This window comes from Leisingera methylohalidivorans DSM 14336, from assembly GCF_000511355.1.
In the GTDB taxonomy this organism is placed as follows: domain Bacteria; phylum Pseudomonadota; class Alphaproteobacteria; order Rhodobacterales; family Rhodobacteraceae; genus Leisingera; species Leisingera methylohalidivorans.
Genome location: NC_023136.1, coordinates 46179 through 64538, shown reverse-complemented (window position 1 = coordinate 64538; position 18360 = coordinate 46179). Strand labels below are relative to the sequence as shown.

Here is an 18360-nt window from a genome sequence, read left to right as displayed (position 1 = left end):
ATACTTGGTTACATAGCACATGGTTAAGAACGCAATATTAACGCACCTCGCATTCTCCGAAAAATTTTACGGTTCCTTTATTTTGCGCCCGCTATATTAACTCTTCAGTAAGATATTCGTAATCTTTTAGGCAAATTCGCCATAATGTCAGAAGATCAGTCTCAACAGGTGCAACAGGAACTGCCGTGAAGAATACCAACTTGCCCTCCAGGACCGCCAGGTCCTTCCGCCGCTCAGCACAAGTCACCGTGCTCACTTCGCTTTTTTCAGCGTTGCCCGTTGCGGCCCTGGCTATTCCATCGCCGGAACTGGTGATCGGCTCGGTGTCTTCGCTATCGCAGGTTCTGGCCGTGGGAATTGCCATGGTTTCCGGTGTTGGCGCAATTGTTGCAGCAAAACTGGGTTTTACCCCCAAACCGGGCGGCTCGCCACGCCGCTACCCGGTCAAGCTGATCTTCACCCTCGTGCTGGCGGCCATTGCGCTGGCGGCAGGAAACTATTGGCAGTACTCCTCGCATGCTCAGGCAGAGCTGGCAAGGCTGCAGGCCACTTTGACCCGGCCGGCGCAGTTTGACGGCACCGCCATCAAGGATGCCAGCCTCAAGGAGACCAGCTTCTCCAAACAGGAGAACCACCCGCTGGCGATGAGCACCACAGACGCCGCGGCGGCGCTGCAGGATGGCTCCACCCTGTTCTACGACATCCGCGAGACCGGCGAAAACGCCATGGGCACCCTGCCCGGCGCTGCCCACATCCGTTTCCCGGACTTCCTGCAGTCGCGCCCGGTGCAGCCGGGCCAGAAGGTCGTGCTGTTCTGCCACAACGGCAACCGCAGCTCGGAAACCTGCGCCAGGCTCGCCGCCATGGGCATCGACTGCAGCTTCATCGCCGGCGGCATCGAGAAATGGATCGTCGAGGGGCGCGATTTCTCCGACAAGGACGTGAAAACCCTGTCCGACCTGCGCGCCATTCCGGACTACCCGGGCAAGGATGTGCTGCTCGGCACCGATGATTTCAAGGCGCTGCTGACCACCGAGGACCTGCAGATTGTCGACACCCGCTATCCCGGCGATTTCGAGGGCGGCCACCTGCCCGGCGCCATCAACATCCCGATCCGCAAGATGACCACCGATGACCTGATGGCACGGATTGCGGAACTGGATCCGGAGAAGCCGACAATCGCCGCCTGTTATGACCGCCGCAGCTGCTTCATGAGCCAGGTGCTGGGGCTGGAGCTGTCGCAGCAAGGCATTGATTTCCGCGGCCGCTACACTCTGCCATGGGAATATTTCGTCGCACCGAAACCGAAACCGCATGTGCAGGACTGGCTGGCCGAGCAGCAGACCGGTCTCTGGGACCAGGCGATCTCGGCGCTGGCAACCGCCCTCCTGTGGGTGCATGAGCGCAGCCATATCCTGCTGGGCCTCCTGGCGCTGTCCATCGCGACCCGCATCCTGGTGCTGCCCGTCGCGCTGAAATCCGAACGCGATCAGATCATCACCAATGAAACCGCGGACGAATTGAAAGCGCTGAAGGCAAAGCTGGCCCATGACCCGGTGCGCAAGGCGCGCGCGGTGCAGGCGTTCTACACCGGCAAGGGCCTCACCCCGATGAAAAACCTCACCGCGCTTTTGTTCCTGCCGGTGATGATGCTGGGGGTTTCCGCGGCGCAGGAGGCCAGCGCCTCGCTGCAGGCTCCGCTGTTGTGGATGGCCGACCTCGGCGTGCCTGACCCGCTGTTCATCATGCCGGTGCTGTTCTGTGCCCTGGCCGCCGTTTACCTGTTGTGGGCCGTCGCCAAGACCAGGCGGCAGAAACTGCTGTGGATGGTGCTGGGCATGCCCGCGCTGTTTGCCATGGTGTTTTCCCTGTCCGGCGCCGCCAATGCCTACCTCTGCTTCAGCCTGACGCTCTTGCTGGTCCAGCGCGCCTATGTCACCGGCATGCACCGCACTCTGGCTGAGGCCCTGTCCCTGCGCGCCCACAAACGCAGGCTCGCCAAACTGCCCCGCGGCGTGATCCCGATGGGCTATACCGAGGAACTGCAGGACGCCGGCAACAAGGCGCTGCGTCTGTCGATCCTCAGGAATGCGGGCCTGCCGGTGCCCGGCGGCGTGATCGTGCGCTCCGATGCCATCCAGAACTACCGCGCCATGTCTGATGCCCGTAAAGATGCATTTGCCGCAAAGGTTTTCCGTCTGGCCGGCGGCAAACCCGTCGCCGTGCGCTCCTCCGCCAGCAACGAGGACGGCGCCGACCAAAGCTTTGCCGGCGTCTTTGAATCGGTGCTCGACGTCACCGCAGAGACCATCCGCGGCGCCCTGGACGAGGTGGTGGCCAGCTTCTCCTCCGAACGCGCCGCCAGCTACTCCGGCGAGGGCGACAGCACCGGTCAGGGCAATATCGTGGTGCAGGAGATGGTGCAGGCGGAATACGCCGGCGTCCTTTTCACCCAGGACCCGATGGCCCCCGGCATGGCCATGATCGAATGGGTCGAGGGCTGCGGCGAAGACCTGGTTTCGGGCCGCGTCACCCCGACCTCCCTGCGCTTTGGCCGCTACACCGGCCTGCCCGCCGCCGAAGATCAGGACCGGACGCTGGACATGGCGCCGCTGCTGGCGCTTGGCAAACAGATCGAGGCGACCTTCGGCGCCCCGCAAGACGTGGAATGGGCCTATGCAAACGGTGAGTTCCAGATCGTGCAAAGCCGCGACATCACCACGCTGAGCCTCGGCACCGAGCAGGAGAAGACCCGCCTCGCCGAATGGCGCGATGTTCTGGACCGTTACGGCGATGCAGATCCGGACCAGACCATCCTGGAACAGGACGAAATGTCCGAAGTGCTGCCCCGCCCCACCCCGCTCAGCTTCTCGCTGATGAGCGAACTGTGGGCGCCTGGCGGCAGCGTCGACCTGGCCTGCCGCGATCTGGGCGTGCCCTATGGCCTGCCCGAGGGCTGCGACGGCCATCTGGTCAACCTCTTCGGCAAAACCTACGTCGATGTGGCGCTGAAACAGGGCATGACCCTGAAGCTCACCGCCGCCAAGGCCAAACAGCTGCGCAAACGGGCGCAGCCGATGATCATCCGCTTCCGGGCCGAGGTGATGCCGGAACTGCATAACAAGCTGGCGATCTGGCAGGCCGTGGACTATGCCGCCCTGCCCCAGGACAAGCTGCTGGAGTCGATCGCCACCCTCAAAGAGATGTTCATCCGCGAGGTCTATCTGGAAGCGGAGAAGATCAACATCCTGGCAGGCTTCACCATGGGCGAGGCAGGCACCGCCGCGGCGGGCGACCCGGCCCTGCGCGCGCATCTGATGCACGCGGAACTGCCCAATGCGCCCTCCAGCCTGCTGGCCTCCTGCACTGGCAAGGACGCCCAGGCACGCGCCATGCGGCTGATGGGCCACCGCTCGATCTTCGACTACGAGCTGTCCTCGCCGCGCTACGCTGAGGCGCCGGCGCTGCTCAACTCCCTGCTCGACAGCGCGGTGGAGCCGATCGGCACCGTGCCGGTCCCCGCCAACCTGCCGGATGAGCTGGACGGCACCATCGGTATCGCCATCGCCTATCAGGACCTCAAGGAGCAGGCCAAGCACGAGGCCCTGCGCGTCGTCGCCGAATTGCGCCGCGCCCTGTTGGCGCTGGGTCAGTCCAGCGGGCTTGGGGATCTGGTGTTCAGCCTGACCTTCGGCGAAGTGCTGCAGGGCAACTGGGCCGACCCGGACGCGCTGCGCCACCTGGCAGAGGACCGCGCCAAGACCGAGGCCCTGCGCAAGAAGTCCGCACCCTCCGCCGTCACCCTCAGCCTGCGCGACTGCGAACTCTTGTCGCTGGGTGTCCAGACCCAGGCCGGCGGCGGCTCTCTGGGCGGCACCTGCGTGGCCGGCGGCTCTCTGGGCGGCACCTGCGTGGCCGGCGGCGGCAGCGCCACTGCCCGGGTGTTCTGGATGGAGGATGACAGCGACATCAGCCCCGCGGCCTTTGCAGATTTCCAGGACGGCGACATTCTGGTCTGCCACATGGTCAACCCGGCCTGGCTGCCATGGGTGCAGCGCTCCGGAGCAGTGCTCAGCGAAGTCGGCGGCTGGCTCAGCCACATGGCCATCGTTGCCCGCGAAAAGGACGTCCTGATGCTGGTCGCCTGCAAGGGTCTCGACAGCCTCAGCCACGGCGAGCGGGTGACCGTCAGCGAAGACGGCAGCATCCATCCGCTGGAGGAAAAGGGCCTCAAGGCGGTCTCCGCCTGATCCGACCGCCAGCCTGGAAAACAAGAAGCACCCGCGCCGCCAGGCAGCGGGTGTTTTTTTATCTCCCGGCTGACAGGCCGGACATCCCCCGCGGCTTCCATCCTTGCACTTTTGGCAAAGATTGCCATATCCTGATGAAGTAAAGGGAGACCTGCCAATGGCCACCATGAACGTATCCTTGCCGGATCAGATGAAAGACTGGGTCGAAGACCAGGCCCGCGCCGGCACCTATGCCAATTCCAGCGACTATGTCCGCGACCTGATCCGCCGCGACCAGGTCCGCGCGGCCGCCATTGGCGAACTGCAATCCGCCATCGACGCAGGCCTTGCCAGCGGCCCGGCAGAGGCGCTGACAGCCGAAGGGTTCAAGGCCGCTATGCGCCGCAATGGCTGAACCGCGCTGGCGCCTGCGCCCCGCCGCCCGTGCCGACCTCGCCGCCATCTGGCGCTACGGGCTGGAAACCTGGGGTGAAACACAGGCCGATGCCTATGCCGACAGCCTGTTTGCCCTGTTCGATCTGATCGCCGGCTTCCCCGGAATGGCCCGCGAACGGACTGAATTCACCCCGCCGGTGCGCATTCACCCGACCGGCGCGCATCTGGTGATCTACCGGCTGGAGCAGGGACGCCCCGAGATCATCCGCATCCTGCACGCCCGCCAGGACCTGATGGCCTTCCTTTCGGAATAGTGCGGCTAAGAACACCCGTTCCGCCCTTGCCATTCCCCGCACATCTGCTCTGATGCGGCGCATGGACCCGCATCTCGACCCCCGCAAAACCGCCCGGCTGATCCAGCACCTCAAGGACCGGATGGACGATCTCCCGCCCAAGCTCAAGGCGGCGGCGAAATATGTGATCGACAACCCCGGCGACTTCGGCCTCGATACCGTCCGCACCTCGGCGCAGAAAACCGGCATCAGCGCCAACAGCTTTGTCCGCCTCGCCCAGCATCTGGGCTATGACACATTCGAAACCTTCCGCGCCCCCTTCCGTGCCGCCCTGACCACAGTCCGCGACGCTGATCTCGGCCAGGACTGGCTCGACCGCATGGCGGACGGCGGCCCGGCCGGCGCGCTGCAGGCCGCAGCCGCCCGCAACCAGCTCAACATCACCTCGCGGTCCCTGCGGCTGATGACAGCAGAACGCACCCAGGCCATCGTCGGCACGCTGCTGTCCGCCCGCCGCAGCTATGTCACCGCGACCCGGTCATCTTATGCGCTGGCCTATTACTTCCACTATGTTGGCCGCATGGCGCTGCCGGGACTGGAGCTGGTGCCCCGCCACATGGGCGCCGCCCTCGACGATCTCCTCGAAATCGGAGCCCGGGACTGCCTGATCGCCGTCACCTTCGCCCCCTATTCTGCCGGCACCATCCAGGCGCTGCGGCTGGCCGGGGAGCGCGGCGCATCGGTGATCCTGATCTCCGACAGCGAGGTCATCGCCCCCGGCATCCGCACCGACCACGTGCTGGCGGTCGCCGCCAATTCGCTGCACCCGTTCGGCGCCATCGGCGGCGCGATGGCGGTGCTGGAATGCCTGCTCACCCATCTGATCGAGGCCGGCGGAGACCAGGCCCGAAACCGCATCGAAGCCTATGACGCCCTGCGCCAGGACAGTGGCGCCTATTGGAGCGGCCCGAAACTGCCGCGGATCGGACGGTAAAGCCCGCCTGGAAAACAGCCCCCGCCCCGCAGCCCCAAAGTCCGGCCAGCCCCCTGCGGTCAGACATCGCCGTCAATAAACGGGTTCTGCGCTTCATACTGGTCCCGGGTGATCCGCTTGTGATCGCCTTCCAGCCGCACGGCGGCCATTGCCCGGTCGGCATAGATCTCCGACCTGAGCGGCCAGGTCAGCGCCGCGTCAAACAGCCCCGGCATCAGGTCATAGGGCGCGTTTTCCTTGTCCACATCCCGCATCCACAGCTGCGACCCGCAGGTGCTGCAGAACGCCCGTTCGGCAAAGGCGGTGGATTGATAGCGGGTCACCGGCCCCTCAACCGTCACCGCCTCTGCCGCGGCCTCGAAACATAAGAAAAGCCCGCCGGTCCAGCGCTGGCACATCCGGCAATGACAGGCGCCGGCGCGGGGATCGTGCTGCCCCTTCACACGGATCTTCACTGCGCCGCACAGGCAGCGGCCTTCCAGAACGTAACTCATATCCGACCTCCTTGCTGACACGGCAAGGCTACAGCACTTCCGGTATCAACGGGAGGTTCCGCTGATCAAAGCCGCAAATCGGCCTGATCCGGCGCCAGCACATATTTCAGATCATAAATCAGCGCGCCCTCAGTCCCCAGGCCGCGGACCGCTGCTGCGCCCATCTCCCGGAACTCCGAATGCGCAACCGCCAGAACAACCCCGGCATAGGCCCCCTGCCCCGGCGCCGCCACCAGCGGAATGCCGTATTCCGCCTGCGCTTCCTCCGGGTCGGCATGGGGATCATACACATCCACCGCCGCGCCGTATTCCTCCAGGCTGCGCACCACATCAATCACCCGCGTATTGCGCAGGTCCGGGCAGTTCTCCTTGAACGTCAGCCCCATCACCAGCACCCGCGCACCCGCGACCGGCAAGCCGCGTTTCAGCATCGCCTTGACCATCTCGCCCGCCACATAGGCGCCCATGCCGTCATTCAGCCGCCGCCCGGCCAGCAGGATCTCCGGGTGATAGCCCAGCTGCTCCGCCTTGTGGGTCAGGTAATAGGGATCCACCCCGATGCAGTGCCCGCCCACCAGTCCGGGGCGGAACGGCAGGAAATTCCATTTGGTTCCAGCCGCTTCCAGCACCGCCTCGGTGTCGATCCCCATCCGGTTGAAGATCTTCGCCAGCTCATTGACCAGCGCGATGTTGATATCCCGCTGGCTGTTCTCGATCACCTTGGCCGCTTCGGCCACCCGGATGCTTGCCGCCTTGTGGGTGCCCGCCGTCACCACCTCGCGGTAGAGCGCATCGACCCGTTCCGCCACCTCCGGCGTCGAGCCGGACGTGACCTTGACGATATCCGCCAGCCGCCGCGCCTTGTCGCCGGGGTTGATCCGCTCCGGTGAGTAGCCGGCAAAGAAATCCTTGTTGAACACCAGCCCCGAGCGCGTTTCCAGAAGAGGCACGCAGTCTTCCTCGGTGGCGCCGGGATAGACGGTGGATTCATAGATCACCAGATCGCCCGGTTGCAGCACCCCGCCGACAATGGCCGAGGCCGCCAGAAGCGGGCTCAGATCCGGCCGGTGGCTGGCATCCACCGGCGTCGGCACGGTGATAATATAGATCGAGCAATCCGCGATCGCGGCCGGGTCCGAGGTGAAGCTCAGATATTCCGCCGCCGCCAGCTCCGGCCGGCCCAGTTCGCGGGTGCGGTCCTCGCCCCGGCGCAGCTCGGCAATACGGCCAGGGTCAATGTCGAACCCCAGCACCGGCCGGTGCCGCCCGAAGGCCGCTGCCAGCGGCAGCCCCACATAGCCAAGGCCAATGACACAGATTTTGTCCTGCACGCCGCTCATCCGGGCTGCTCCTTGTTACTCGCCGGGGGTCTTAAACCAAGCCCCTGCCCGCCCACATAAGGCCCTGCCCCCAAGGGGTTCAACCGCCCCGCCGCGGATTTGGCCTCACGCCTCCACCACAATCGCCGCCACATCGCCGTCCACATCCCGGCAGGCGGCCAGCAGGCGCGGCATCAGATGCGCCATCACATAATTGGCATGGAACCGGCTCGGCGCCTTCAGCACCAACCGGCCCCCTGCCCGCCCGGCCTTTTCCAGCCCTTGAATCCACGACGCATAATTCGCCGGGTCCTCCGCATGCAGCACTGCCTTGGCCAGGCTCCACTCGCTGCCGTCCGAGACATCCGGCGCAGGCGGTGCCGCTCCGGGGCGCAAGGGCACCACATTGGGCGCAGGCTCGTCATTGTTCTGCATCCGGTGTTCGAAATCCGGGCCCACAGCCGCCCAGCGTTCCCGGGTGTCCGCCAGCAGCCGCTCCAGATCGATCCCGTATTCAGTGACCCGGCCGCGCGCGCCCTGGCGTTTCACCACCAGCCAGCCCCAGCCCCGCAGCTTGGCCATCTCGCGCTTCACCGTGCGTTCATCGACATCCCACAGCCGGGCAATCTCGCGCTGGCCCACTGCCAGCTCATCGCGCTGCCAGTTGTAGCGCGCGGTCATCAATGTCATGAACCGCAGCACCAGCTTCTGCGCCCCCTTGCCCTGGCCAAGCGCATATGCCCCCATCGCTGTGAGGATGTCATACTTCAACGCAGAGGCATTGCGCCCCGCAGGCCGTTTGGCAAGCATTGCTGCCCCCGTTTCTCTTCCCTGCCCTGCTGGGCCGGGATATGCTGCCTCAAGTGCTCCCAGCCAGTTTTGCCGGGAATTGCGCCATCCGGTTTGCTCCGAACTCAACGCTATTCGTTTGTTGTACCTGATTTGCGTCCGGAATTCCGATTCTGTCAAGCGCTGAGCGGAATTGAATTCAATCCCAATCCCTTTTTCGAAAGAAAAATTGGTATCAATGGTATGGGGGGACATCCAGTGTGTCCCCTATTGGGCCGGAAATGTCCCCCAATCTGCTGTGTCTTGGCGCGGGGTGTCCCCCTAAATATGGCCCCTGAACGCCAGAAAAATCCAATAAAACGAATCGCTTGGCGGATCAGCTTCGAATCGGTTCCGCCCTTGTTTTGCTGGGCCTTCCGCAGATCTGTCCCCGCGGGGACAGGACGCTGTTCCAAACCATATTAGCTTTTGCGTTTTTTGCAAATTCGGCGTAAATGAATATTGAGGCTGAATTAGCGTCCGCAAAAAATGGACGCTGCTAAATCGAAAACGTGTGAGGCTAAGGAGCAGCGATGTTTACGCACGAAGACCTGTCCAAAATGCAGGCCCAATCTCTCAAGATGCAAAGCTGGATCCGCCAGCAGACCTTCTCCCCCGAAATGGAAAAGACCCTGCGCCGGTTCTCCTCCTGGGAAGTGGCCGAGCTGATTTTCCGGGTCAACCAGTCGACCCTGCGGGGACGGCTGTCGGCGGACCCCTCGCTGCCCCAGGGCCATGTCGAGGAGGACGGCCGCCAGCGCTGGTATTCGCTGGAGGAAATCAACGAGCTGCGCCGCCGCATCAAGATCAACCGCAAATCCCTGCTGCCCAAACGCCCCGCAGGGAAACGGGCACTGCGGGTGGCGATCTCCAACTTCAAAGGCGGCGCCGGCAAATCCACCGTGGCGCTGCATTTCGCACATGCTGCGGCGCTGGACGGCTACCGGGTGCTCTGTGTCGACTTCGACCCGCAGGCGACCCTGTCCCACTCCATGGGCCTTAGCGATGTCACCGAGGATTACACCGTCTGGGGCATCATGGCGCGCGACCTGGTGCGCGAGACCGAACGGATGAACGCCGTGGCCAGCGGCGCCGAGTCCGGCACCGCCCTGCCCCGGCGCCAGCTGCCCGATGCGATCACCGGCATGGGGCTGCAGGACCTGCGGGTCAGCGACTTTGTCAAACCGACCAGCTGGCCGACCATCGACATCATCCCCTCCTGCGCCAATGCGGCCTTTGTCGAATTCGCCTCGGCCCAGTACCGCCACCTGAACCCGGAATGGTCGTTCTTCGCCGCGGTCTCCCGCTACCTCGACCAGCTGCCCGCGGAAGATTACGACCTGATGATTTTCGACTGCCCCCCCGCGATCGGCTACCAGTCGATGAACGCGGTCTTTGCCGCCGACATGCTCTATATCCCGTCCGGCCCCGGCTATTGGGAATATGACTCCACCACCTCCTTCATCGGCCAGCTGTCCGAGGCGCTGGAAGATCTGTCGGCCTTTAACGGCGTTGTCCCCGCGGGGACATTTGCGCTGCCCAAAGTGTTCCAGGATGTCCGCTTCCTCCTCACCCGTTACGAAAGCGGTAACGATTTGCACCGTGCGATGCGTTCGGCATTTATGAAGGTGTTTGAGGGTAGAATGACCGAACACCCGATCGAGATGACCCGCGCAGTCGAACAATCGGGGCGGTTCCTGAGTTCCATCTATGAAATCGACTACCGGGATATGACCCGCGAAACCTGGCGGCGCGCGCGCGCCTCCTTCGATCAGGCTTATGACGAATTCAAAGCCTACGCGGTGGAAGCCTGGGAGAAACTGGAGGATGAGGCATGAGCAAACGCAGAGTCTTCGACATCGACTTCCCGTCTGAGCCACAGGTTTTCCCCGCGGGGACAGCCGCCAAAAAACCGGATGAAAAACCGGCGGATGCGCGGCGCGGTCCGATGGCCACGGCGATTTCGGAAAACGCCGACGCGTTGCGTGCCCGGGCTGAAGCCGAGCAGGACATCCGCGCCGAGAACGACCGGCTGGCGCATGAATTTGTCCGGCTGAAAAAGCTGGGCCTGGTGGTCGACCGGATCCCGCTTGGCATGATCACCATGAAAAAGCTGATCCGCGACCGCAAGGATGAGCGTGATCCCGAGCTGGACGAGCTGAAAGAGTCGATCAAGGCGGTTGGCCTGTCCAACCCGATCCGGGTCGAGGCCAAGGAAAACGGCCAGTACGAGCTGATCCAGGGCTACCGCCGGATGCGGGCCTATTTCGAACTGCTGAGCGAGACCGGCGACAAGAGCTATGCCCATATCCCCGCGGGTTTGGTGGCCAAGGGCGACAGCCTGCAAAGCCTGTACCGCCGGATGGTGGACGAGAACCTGGTGCGCCGCGACATCTCATTCGCCGAGATGGCCCAGCTGGCGCTGCGCTATGCCGAGGACACCGGCACCGGGGCCGAGACCATCGAAGATGCGGTCAACGACCTTTACGCCTCTGCCGGCCGGCAGAAGCGGATCTACATCCGCCATTTCGCGCAGGTGCTGAAGGCGGTCGGCGACGATCTGAAATTCGCCGAGGCGATCCCGCGGGCGCTGGGGCTGGACCTGAAAAAGCGGCTGGAGGCGGATGCGATGAACGCGCAGGTGCTGCGCGATACGCTGGCGCGGGTGCAGCCCTCGGGCGAAGAGGCCGAGCTGGACGTGCTGCGCAGCTTTGCCGAGGGCAAGCGCAAGAACGCCCCCCGCGCGCCGTCGTCGCCGCGTCCCGGTGTCGCCAAAACCACCTTGCGCTGCACTGTCCCCGCGGGGACAGTCCGCTGCCAGGCCCGCGACGGCAAGATCGAGATGGCGATGGAACGCGACTTCTCAGAGATCGACCGGCACAAGCTGGAAGACGCCATTGCCGCCTTCTTCGAGGCTTTGGAACAGGAAGACTGACCGCCTGTCCCCGCGGGGACAGGACCGCAAAACCGTTTCGGCCCGGCAGAAATGCCGGGCCTTTTTTGTGCCTGGCGCTGGCCGCCGCCGGTGTTTTAAGCGGCTGTCCCCGCGGGGACAGGCCAGGCTGCGGGGCGGCAGCTGCCGGGCGTTTCAGTATCTAATCAGCGTGTTTGAGCCTGTTTTTCGACGCTGTCCCCGCGGGGACAGCGCTGGGGCCTTTGGCTGCGGCACGGCAACTTCCCTCACCCCGGCATCCATTGGCCAGGCCCGCGGCGTCTGGAATGCGGACCCTGTCCCCGCGGGGACAGACACAGAAAAAACGGAGCTTCCTGCCGCCGGGCAGCCGCTGCCGCCTGTGTCCTGCTGATGGGGTTCTGCAGATTTCGCCCCGGGACATTCCGGCCTGTCCCCGCGGGGACAAGCGGGAAAAACCGCGGCGGTGGCCTGCAGGAGCCAGCCTCCCCCGGCGGTTCCTCCGGCTCTGCCTGTGAAATCTTTGCCTGTCCCCGCGGGGACAGCGCTGGGGCCTTTGGCTGCGGCACGGCGATTTTCCCAGCCGGAAAACCATCGGCAGGGGACGCGAGGGCGGGAAACCGGACACTGTCCCCGCGGGGACTGGGGCGGAAAAACACTGGCGCAGGCCCGGATGCTGTCAGTGTTCAGCCGCATGGTTCAGTCGCGCTCTCATTGGAATTCCCAGTTGTCCCCGCGGGGACAACTATGTTGATCAGACTGAATGCATGTAAAATCCTGCTGTGTCCCCGCGGGGACAAACCGGCCGGCATGGGCGTGGGGGCCTGGGCAGTGGCGGGTAGATCTGTCCGCCCGGCGGGGGCGCATGTGTCCTGCTTGGGGGGCAGAAGGCCCGTGGCGGCAGGCCCGGAATCCGAAGTGTCCCCGCGGGGACAGCAGCCTGAAACCAGCAGAGTTCGGGCGGGAAAACCGCCGTGTCCCCGCGGGGACAGAGGACGGGCCGCGGCCAGGGACAGGGGTTCTGCAAAAAAAAAGCGGCCCGGCAGAGCTGCCGGGCCTTTGGGTTTTCCGGTGCTGTCCCCGCGGGGACAGCCGGTTATTTTCGGCATGACGGGCGGGTCAGTTCAGGATCTTGAACTCAATCCGCCGGTTCTTAGCCCGGTTCTGCGCCGTGTTGTTGGGCACCAGAGGAGTGGTTTCACCGTACCCAACGGCCACCAGCCGCGCGGCCGGAATGCCCGTTTCCTGCAGATAGCCGTTGACCGCCGCCGCGCGTTTTTCGCTCAGCTGCATGTTCCAGGCGGACTTGCCCTGGCTGTCGGTGTGGCCGCCGATCTCGACCACCATGCCGGGGCAGCGGCGGATGATATCCGAGAGGCTGTTCAGAAAGTCGCGGGAACTGGCATCAAGCCGGGCGGTGGAGGGCGCAAAGTTCACGCTGCGGCCTTGCGACAGGATTTCGAACCGCCCGGCACAGGCCTCGCGGCTGAAGTCGCCGCTGGATTCCAGCGCAGTGGCTGCCCCGGCGGCGGCTGTCCCCGCGGGGACAGATGCGCTGCCCGGGGCGGTGCGGTCAAACATCAGATCCATGCTGACCAGCCCGACAGGGGTAATGGTGACGCCTGCGGCTTCCTCCAGCTTTTCGCGGCCGGGGTTCAGCTTGAACGCCTCAAGCTTGAGGATGACCGGCTGCACGGTGGCAACGGCGACGCGGTCGGTGCCGAGCAGTGTTACCGCTACCGGAACGGTCAGATCTGCCGTGACCCCATGCAGCGACACGGTGACCGGCAGCTCGATCTGTTTTCGCTGCACTGCAGCAAGATCGGCGATCTGCGCCGGGTCGATCCGGGCGGTGATCACCGCCTCGGGGTAGGTGAAGGTCTCAAAGAACAGGAACCGCATCCGCACGTTGCGCAGGTCGATAGAAGTATCGACGGAATCGAGCGCGATGTGGATCTTGGCCTCGCCCTGCTCGGAGATGCTGCCGGAGAAGGCGGCAAAGCGGCTGGATTCCGCAATGCTGCCCTTTTTGATCGAGATAAAGCGGATGGCGGAGGAATCGGGATTGAGCTGCCAGCCGTGCTCAAACGGGCCGGCGGCCAGGGCTGGGCGGATGAGAAGGAAGAAAACTGTTAAAAATGAAAGTGTTATACGTATCATGCGCGCTCCGTTCGGGTTGCCAACGTGAAACTCCCGCCAGCAGGCAGGGACGAAAGAGATGGGCCCAGACTAACAGCACACTTGCTGCCGGGCGCAAGGGCACGATAGTTTCGTAACCAAATACCCTTAACAATTGCGAAGCTGCCCTGCAGGGGCGAGAATTGGAGCAGATGCGTGCGTGGTTTGATGATCTGGGTCCGGCTGATGGTGCTGGCTGTTGCGGCGGTTTGCTGGGGGGGCAGGGTGCTGGCCGAAGAACGGCTGGCGCTGGTGATCGGCAATTCGGCTTACGGTGCGGTGCAGCCGCTGGACAATCCGGTGCGCGACGCCCGGCTGATAGCAGAGACGCTGGAGGGTCTGGGCTTTGATGTGACGCTTGCCGCGGATGCCAGGCAGATTGAAATGAAGCGCGCCATCGGCCAGTTCGGACGCAAGCTGCGCGGCGCCGGAGAGGATGCAACCGGTCTGTTCTACTATGCCGGCCACGGGGTGCAGAGCTTTGGCAGCAACTATCTGCTGCCGGTGGATGTGGCGCTGGCGGATGCGGCCGACCTGGATCTGATGGCGGTGGAGGCGCAGTCGGTTCTGCGGCAGATGGCCTCGGCCAGGAACCGCACCAATCTTGTGATTCTGGACGCCTGCCGCAACAACCCGTTCAAAGACATTGCCGACCTGAATGAAACCGGCCTGGCGGAGATGAAGGCGCCGACCGGCACCTTTCTGGCCTATGCCACGGCACCGGGCGGTGTGGCGCTGGACGGGGAGGGGGAGAACAGCCCCTTCACCGAGGCGCTGGCGCGCGAGATCACGGTGCCGGGGCGGCCTGTGGAACAGGTGTTCAAGCAGGTGCGCCGGGCGGTTCTGGACCTGAGCGGCGGCGGCCAGACGCCGTGGGACACCTCCTCGCTGGTGAGTGATTTTGTCTTCGTGCCGGCCGAGCCTGAAGAGGTGATGAGCGCCGCGGAGCTGCAGGAGGCGCAATTCTGGCAGTCGGTTCAGGCGTCGCGGGACGCGATGCAGATCATGCTGTACCTGCGCGGCTACGGCGATGGTAAATACGCCGATGAGGCGCGGGGGCTGCTGTCTGAACTGATGGCGGAAGAATTGCAGGGCGGTGCGCCGGTTGCGGCGGCCCCGGATGCGGCAGCGCCGGCGGCGGAGTCCGCACCGGCCGCTGCGGATGCGGAAACGGCGATGTTCCAGGCCGCCCGGGACGATGGCAGCAAGGCGGCCTATGAGGCCTATCTGATGGCCTATCCGGAGGGGCGGTTTGCCGTGATAGCGGCGGCGGAAGCGGCGGCGATGAAAGCCGGCGGAAGCCAGGACCCGGCGGCCGGCGGTGAGGCGGTAGCGGCGGCGCCGCAGCCTGATCCCGCGCCGCCCGCGCTGGCGGAGGCGGGGCCGGTCACCTATGCCAGCCCGATTCAATCGGAGATGCCGCAGATTGCCGGGCTGACCCTGGCCGAGGCGGTGACCCGCTCCCCCGTATTTCCGCCCATTGAGGGCCTGCCGGAGAGCTATTGGAAGGATCAATCCTGCAGTGCCTGCCACCAGTGGACGCGGGAACGGCTCTGCACCCAGGGCAACACCTATCTCAGCCTCAACATGCAGCGCTCGCTGGGCAAGCAGCACCCGTTTGGCGGGGGGTTGAAACAGACGCTGAAGAGCTGGGCGGCGGGCGGTTGCCAGTAACCGGCTGAGCGGCTGCAGTAAAAGGGCAGGGGAGGGCTCCCGCCCGCTGCGGTGCATTTTAAAATGCACCGTTGCCGTTGGGCGCGGCGGGCACCGTAAAGTTAATGCGGTGGGTCATGTAAAATGCGACATGGCTGCATGACCGATGTCCGCCTCTATCGCCGCCACCGTTTCCCGCCTGACGTGATTGCCCATGCGGTCTGGCTGTATTTCCGGTTTCCCCTGAGCCTGCGCATGGTCGAAGACCTTCTGGCTGAGCGCGGGATCATCGTATCCCATCAGACGGTGCGGGCGTGGGCCGAAAAATTCGGGCGGGAATTCTCGAAAACGATCCGTCGCCGGTCGGCTGGCAAATTTGGCGGCAAATGGCATCTGGATGAAGTTGTCATCTCGATCGGCGGCTGCAAGCACTGGCTTTGGCGGGCCGTTGATCAGGAGGGATTCGTGCTGGATGTGCTGGTTCAAGCCCGCCGCGGCCGGCAGGCCGCCATTCGGCTGATGCGGAAGCTGTTGTCCCGGCAGGGCCTTCCGCCGCGGGTTTTGATCACCGACAAACTTCGTTCTTATCCGGCAGCAAAGCGCGAGATCATGCCGGGGGTTGAGCATCGCTCGCACAAGGGCTTGATTAACCGGGCTGAAAACTCACACCAACCGGGCCGAAGGCGCGAGTGCGTCATGAAGCGCTTCAAGTCACCGCGCCAATTGCAGCGCTTCGTCTCCATTCATGACGCGATTGCAAACCTGTTTCACCTGCCGCGCCACGAGATGACATCCGAAGACTTTCGCGAACTCCGCGCCGCCGCCATGGATGCGTGGCGCGGCATCGCTCAACTCGAAGCCGTCTGAACATCAAAGCCAGTCCGGATTCTGCGCCAGGCCGGTTAACTTTACGGTGCCGTTCCACGATATCGCTCAGCTCACGGCCCGCGCTCTCCGCCGCAAGCTGGGGCTTGAGGAACTTCAGCAAATCCACCATCAGCTTGCCGCCAGTCTTGGAGAAGCAAGCACCCTGCTCGAACCGGATCAGGCAGAGAAAATGGGCAGCAGTGACGCTCAAACTGAGCAGCACTATCAGAACTCAATTAAAGACTCTTACGAATCTGAACAGGGCGTTAAGCCAGCGCACGCATCGGATACGGAATCGAAAGACGACGCCGGTTATGCTGAGAACCCCCCAGCAGGAAGATCCGTCACCCGTGAAACTCCACCCCCGTCACCGAAGGCCCCTGCTCCCAGCGGACCAAGCCTTTCCCTCCGCCTCATCCTCTCGTCCTGCGGCGAGATCCACGGCTACGCCGATGGCCCTGTCCGCCACTGGCCCGATCTTTTGCGCGCTGCAGATACCGTGCGCCCGATGATGGGCATTTCATCTGCTGTTCAGGAAGAAGCCAAACGCGCCACGGGTGCTGCCGAGGCATCAGTCGTGATTTCTGCCATGCTTGAGCGTTTTGGCGAAATCCGGTGTCCCAGTGCGTATCTGCGGCACCTCAGCGCTAAAGCTACTTCAGGGCATTTTTCAAGCGGACCGATGGTGATGGCTTTGGCCCGCCAGGAAGCGGCATAGAGAGTTCACAGCTGTGAACTCTCTCCTGACTAGGCAACTGATCCAGGCAAGCGTGAAAGACTGGGACTTCGTCTTGGCTGCTGATTTTCAAAGGTCCACCCGGATGCCAGCCTGGCAATCCCGAGTGGGACGGGGCAACTGTCACCGAAATAGTTGAGATGCCTGTGAATACTGTACTCATTAGCTTCAGGCCCCGTCAAAGCCTGCTCGCCGGCAGTCGCCAGTTAAAAACCGACCGCCCAACTGAGACCTCGCAGGTCGTGAGGAACAGAGTCGGGCCTAGCAAGCTTACCGCAGCGCTGCGCAAACGGCGAGAAACAGCACGATCAACTGCAATGCAGGGCAGGGTGCTGGGAATTAAAAGCAACCCATACCCAGGCGTTTCATGGCTCCGGATTTCCTGTATTTGATAGAAGATACGGAACGGGGGATGATCAGCAAGGTCTGTGGCGGCCCGACCGCCGGGACCTGCGGTTCTGTTCTAAGGCAGGCTGTCATCCGGTGTTTCGGAACCGCCTTCTTCGGAACAAGCCGTCCCCAGCAGGCCCCGTGCCCTGGCGCGGTCCATCAGCATCTTGACGGAAGACACAGACCATTTTGTCCGCCCGCGCGGGGTCCGCTCACGCATGGTTTCGAGCCGGTCCGCGACCTGCTTGAGGGTGATATCCGGGGCAGAGCCTGCGATTGCGGCGACAACCGCCAGCAGCCTGTCGTCCGGATCCCTGCGCCTGGCGCGCTCCAAAACCCGGCCTTCCAGCAAACCTTCGCGGACATAGCGCTTAGCGGCGCGGATCAGCCGTTCCCGCGACCAGGGTTCAGCGTCAGCGGGAAGCCGGGCATTGACGATGCGGGCCACATCCTCCCAGGGCATATCCGGCCGCAGCCGCCGCACCTCGGGCACCCAGTCCTGAGCAGTGTCTTCAAGCCGCCGGAACAGGGCTTCATCGCGGGCAGCCTGCACTTTCCGGATCGCTGCAGCGTCCTTGCTGCGCAGTCCGGGGTTGCCGCCGATCCGGCCCTTTGCCCGCGCCGATTTCAGACCGGCCATGGTGCGCTCCCGGATCAGGGCGCGCTCCAGTTCGGCAGCGGCACCCAGAACCTGAAGGGTGAATTTCCCTTGCGGGCTGGAGGTGTCGACCGGATCGCGCAAGGACTTGAAATGGGCGCCCTTGGCCTCCAGCCCTTCGATCATCTCCAGCAGATGCGAGAGCGAGCGCGCAAGCCGGTCCAGCCGGATGACAACCAGAGTGTCACCCGGGCCAAGCCTGTCATAGAGCCGGTTCAGAACCGGTCGTGCCCGGTCGCCGCCGGAGGCCTGTTCCTCATGCACCCGGACACAGCCCGCCGCCCGGAGCTCCTCGGCCTGGGCGGCGGTGGACTGGTCATCCGTGGAGACACGGGCATAGCCGATAAAGGGCATGGCAGGGCCTTTGGCGGGGTTAAAGCAGGCGGTCTTGCGCACATTCGCCCACTCTGTGCG

At 64.1% G+C, this 18360-nt stretch carries 15 protein-coding genes; 9 read left to right on the top strand and 6 right to left on the bottom strand.

Annotation, left to right across the window (positions count from 1 at the left end; translation table 11 throughout):
• Positions 1–91: 91 nt before the first annotated feature.
• The gene (locus tag METH_RS25050; RefSeq protein WP_245603025.1) at positions 92–364 is read right to left on the bottom strand and encodes a hypothetical protein; all 273 of its coding nucleotides are present in this window, start codon (positions 362–364) and stop codon (positions 92–94) included.
• Between METH_RS25050 and METH_RS21450 the strand changes: the two genes are divergently transcribed.
• The 4 genes from METH_RS21450 to METH_RS21435 all read left to right on the top strand — a co-directional run bounded on the left by METH_RS21450 (position 363) and on the right by METH_RS21435 (position 5912).
• Complete coding sequence (locus METH_RS21450; RefSeq protein ID WP_245603024.1) at positions 363–4250, top strand: PEP/pyruvate-binding domain-containing protein; 3888 nt, start codon at positions 363–365, stop codon at positions 4248–4250. The two genes, METH_RS25050 and METH_RS21450, sit on opposite strands and share 2 nt — an antisense overlap.
• 157 nt (positions 4251–4407) lie before the next feature.
• A complete protein-coding gene (locus METH_RS21445) occupies positions 4408–4644 on the top strand; it encodes a type II toxin-antitoxin system ParD family antitoxin (RefSeq protein WP_024092392.1) in 237 nt (78 codons plus the stop codon).
• On the top strand, positions 4637–4939 hold the full coding sequence (locus tag METH_RS21440; RefSeq protein ID WP_024092391.1) for a type II toxin-antitoxin system RelE/ParE family toxin: 303 nt from the start codon (positions 4637–4639) through the stop codon (positions 4937–4939). The genes METH_RS21445 and METH_RS21440 overlap by 8 nt, the downstream gene beginning before the upstream one ends.
• Before the next feature lie 61 nt (positions 4940–5000).
• Positions 5001–5912: a MurR/RpiR family transcriptional regulator gene (locus tag METH_RS21435; RefSeq protein WP_024092390.1), complete on the top strand. Its 912-nt coding sequence runs from the start codon at positions 5001–5003 to the stop codon at positions 5910–5912.
• A gap of 59 nt (positions 5913–5971) precedes the next feature.
• Here METH_RS21435 and METH_RS21430 read toward each other — a convergent pair whose 3' ends face one another.
• From METH_RS21430 to METH_RS21420, 3 genes are all read right to left on the bottom strand, one after another.
• Positions 5972–6406 carry a GFA family protein gene (locus METH_RS21430; RefSeq protein WP_024092389.1) on the bottom strand — a complete coding sequence of 145 codons (435 nt, stop codon included), beginning with the start codon at positions 6404–6406 and terminating at the stop codon, positions 5972–5974.
• A gap of 65 nt (positions 6407–6471) precedes the next feature.
• Positions 6472–7746 (bottom strand): Vi polysaccharide biosynthesis UDP-N-acetylglucosamine C-6 dehydrogenase TviB, encoded by a 1275-nt coding sequence (tviB, locus tag METH_RS21425; protein WP_024092388.1) that lies wholly within the window; start codon positions 7744–7746, stop codon positions 6472–6474.
• 105 nt (positions 7747–7851) lie between these two features.
• Positions 7852–8535, bottom strand: a complete 684-nt coding sequence (locus tag METH_RS21420) for a DnaA N-terminal domain-containing protein (protein ID WP_024092387.1) — start codon at positions 8533–8535, stop codon at positions 7852–7854.
• Positions 8536–9086: 551 nt separating this feature from the next.
• On the opposite strand from METH_RS21420, the gene METH_RS21415 reads away from it, so the two are divergent.
• Together METH_RS21415 and METH_RS21410 are read left to right on the top strand one after the other, a co-directional pair.
• Positions 9087–10391, top strand: a complete 1305-nt coding sequence (locus METH_RS21415) for an AAA family ATPase (RefSeq protein WP_024092386.1) — start codon at positions 9087–9089, stop codon at positions 10389–10391.
• Positions 10388–11488: a ParB/RepB/Spo0J family partition protein gene (locus METH_RS21410; RefSeq protein ID WP_024092385.1), complete on the top strand. Its 1101-nt coding sequence runs from the start codon at positions 10388–10390 to the stop codon at positions 11486–11488. The genes METH_RS21415 and METH_RS21410 overlap by 4 nt, the downstream gene beginning before the upstream one ends.
• Before the next feature lie 1095 nt (positions 11489–12583).
• Here METH_RS21410 and METH_RS21405 read toward each other — a convergent pair.
• A complete protein-coding gene (locus METH_RS21405) occupies positions 12584–13624 on the bottom strand; it encodes an OmpA family protein (RefSeq protein ID WP_024092384.1) in 1041 nt (346 codons plus the stop codon).
• A 174-nt stretch (positions 13625–13798) separates the two neighbouring features.
• Between METH_RS21405 and METH_RS21400 the strand changes: the two genes are divergently transcribed.
• The 3 genes from METH_RS21400 to repC all read left to right on the top strand — a co-directional run bounded on the left by METH_RS21400 (position 13799) and on the right by repC (position 16880).
• Positions 13799–15316: a caspase family protein gene (locus METH_RS21400; RefSeq protein WP_342667106.1), complete on the top strand. Its 1518-nt coding sequence runs from the start codon at positions 13799–13801 to the stop codon at positions 15314–15316.
• 138 nt (positions 15317–15454) lie between these two features.
• Positions 15455–16162, top strand: a complete 708-nt coding sequence (locus METH_RS21395) for an IS6 family transposase (RefSeq protein WP_024092382.1) — start codon at positions 15455–15457, stop codon at positions 16160–16162.
• On the top strand, positions 16125–16880 hold the full coding sequence (gene repC, locus METH_RS21390; protein ID WP_024092381.1) for a plasmid replication protein RepC: 756 nt from the start codon (positions 16125–16127) through the stop codon (positions 16878–16880). Before METH_RS21395 ends, repC begins: the two co-directional genes overlap by 38 nt.
• Positions 16881–17361: 481 nt before the next feature.
• Here repC and METH_RS21385 read toward each other — a convergent pair whose 3' ends face one another.
• Positions 17362–18300: a recombinase family protein gene (locus METH_RS21385; RefSeq protein WP_052348813.1), complete on the bottom strand. Its 939-nt coding sequence runs from the start codon at positions 18298–18300 to the stop codon at positions 17362–17364.
• Between the last annotated feature and the right edge of the window lie 60 nt (positions 18301–18360).